Origin of the sequence: Pseudomonas sp. p99-361 (genome assembly GCF_003935475.1) — a bacterium.
GTDB lineage: Bacteria > Pseudomonadota > Gammaproteobacteria > Pseudomonadales > Pseudomonadaceae > Aquipseudomonas > Aquipseudomonas juntendi.
On the sequence record NZ_RHQO01000145.1, the window covers coordinates 1 to 737 of the forward strand.

At 54.7% G+C, this 737-nt stretch carries 1 pseudogene; it reads right to left on the minus strand.

Features of this window, described 5'->3' with window-relative positions:
• Positions 1-128: 128 nt before the first annotated feature.
• Positions 129-737: pseudogene (locus tag EGJ22_RS25885) on the minus strand (IS5-like element ISPa41 family transposase); the annotation flags it as partial.

Genomic DNA, 737 nt, shown 5'->3' on the forward strand with positions numbered 1-737 from the left:
TAGGGATGCTCCGATCAACTTGTCGTGCAGCCGCGGCAAGTTGCAATTTTCCAGGCACCTACAGCGTCATTGGACGAAAAGTGACCGAAAAATCATGTACGGAGAGCTTTTTCGACCGGTTCTCCGTGTTAAACGCGAACCTCACCCATACCCATGAGCTGTTTTCGAACCCTCCACAGGTTTGCCAGGGCGAACAGCGTGGTCAACTGAGCCGTGTTTTTCATCAGCCCACGAAAACGTATTTTCACGTAACCAAACTGCCGCTTGATCACGCGAAACGGATGCTCGACCTTGGCCCGTGTCTGAGCCTTGCAGAACTCGATCTTGCGCTTGGCTTTGTACAGTACGCTGCGCTGGTTCAGCTTGGAATAGGTGCTGCGACGCGCTGCAATCTGCCAGATCACCCCCCGATTTTCATGCTCTTCGCGCCTTTCGACACCGGTGTAACCGGCATCTGCATACACGGCGTTTTCTTCGCCATGCAGCAGTTCAGCCACCTGCGTGACATCGGCCACATTGGCAGCGGTGCCATGGACGTGATGCACCAGGCCGGACTCGACATCGGCACCGATGTGCGCCTTCATCCCGAAGAAATACTGACCGCCTTTCTTGGTCTGGTGCATCTCGGGATCACGCTTGCCTTCTTTATTTTTGGTCGAGCTGGGGGCATGAATAATGGTGGCATCGACGATGGTGCCTTGGCGCAGCGACAGGCCTTTTTCCTGCAGATAACCATT